Here is a 1,352-nt window from a genome sequence, read left to right as displayed (position 1 = left end):
GGTACAATTATTTGTAGGATGGGTTAGCGGTAGCGTAACCCATGCGGGCGTTGGGTTTCATGCTTCAACCCAACCTACGTTCATCTTATATTTAATTCCACCCACCTACTTAATACTGTTGACTGAAAACTCAAATCTGATAACTGATCACTGATCACTGATATATGTCTAATAGTTGGTGGGAAATTACGGTTTTGTGCGAACCTAGTCTCGAAGAAACGGTTTTCTGGAGACTGGAAGATTTTGGCTGTTCGGGAACGGCCACTGCTAAAAAACAATCCTCTTTAGAGATTAAGGCCTATATACCAGAAATTAAAGCGCAATTGCCCGATTTAGAGGCACTAAGCCTCTGGTTAAAGCAGGATGCTTTGATTTTAGGTTTTCCCGAACCTGTCAGCCATTGGCAGTTAATGGACGAGGAAGACTGGGCCAGCAGTTGGAAACAACATTGGCAAATTAGCGAGATCGGCGATCGCTTTTTGATCTGTCCTGCTTGGTTAAATCCCCCCGAAAATAACCAGAGATTGGTGATTAAAATTGACCCCGGTTCCGCTTTTGGCACGGGAACGCATCCAACCACGCAATTATGTCTAGAATCCCTAGAAATGCGTTTAAGTAGCCATCCAGAGCCTAAAATTATCGCCGATATCGGTTGTGGTTCTGGCATACTCGCGATCGGAGCGATTTTATTGGGGGCCAAAAAAGTTTATGCTGTCGATACAGATCCGCTGGCGGTGAATGCGACGCGCAGTAATCGCCATCTCAACCGAATTAACCCCGAAAATTTAGCTATTAATCAGGGTAGTGTCGAGGAGTTATTAGAATTAATTCCCGATGGTGTCGATGGCATCGTTTGTAATATTTTAGCCGAGACAATTATCGCTTTAATGCCGGAAATTACCCGTCTGGCAAAACCCACCACTTGGGGAATTTTAAGCGGCATCCTCGTCACCCAAGCACAAGCAGTTACAGATATTTTAGAAACCCAAGGCTGGACAGTGGCTGCCCTGTGGAAACGTCAAGAATGGTGTTGTCTTCAAATTCGTCGCGCTCTGGATTAATATAGCTATCAGTTATCAGCTTCTGAAAGCAAGAAGCAGCAAAAAAAATCTGGCAATTCTCCTACCCAAAAAGAAGGTTAGAAACTAAGTAGATTTAAGCTTTTAGCTTAACAAATGACAGTTTTCCACCACAGGGGAGTTCCAATGATACTTTACCGAAATTTTGGGTTAAAGCCCCGTCCTTTTAGGACGGCTTTTTAAACTATATCTTGTTAACTTAACTTTTATTGTGCTATACTGATTTTGTCTAAGTCCCCCCTGCGTAAAATGTTTGTCTTAGAGTTTAAAGTT

1 protein-coding gene is annotated in these 1,352 nt (G+C 42.8%); it reads left to right on the top strand.

Features of this window, described 5'->3' with window-relative positions; all coding sequences use genetic code 11:
- Window positions 1-164 precede the first annotated feature (164 nt).
- The gene (prmA, locus tag PX636_RS14950; protein WP_288117693.1) at window positions 165-1,061 is read left to right on the top strand and encodes a 50S ribosomal protein L11 methyltransferase; all 897 of its coding nucleotides are present in this window, start codon (window positions 165-167) and stop codon (window positions 1,059-1,061) included.
- Window positions 1,062-1,352 lie beyond the last annotated feature (291 nt).

The sequence above is a fragment of the Microcystis sp. M53598_WE2 genome, assembly GCF_030067735.1.
Classification (GTDB): Bacteria; Cyanobacteriota; Cyanobacteriia; order Cyanobacteriales; family Microcystaceae; genus Microcystis; species Microcystis aeruginosa.
The sequence above is the reverse complement of the archived record's forward strand: the minus strand, read 5'-3'. Positions and strand labels throughout refer to the sequence as shown.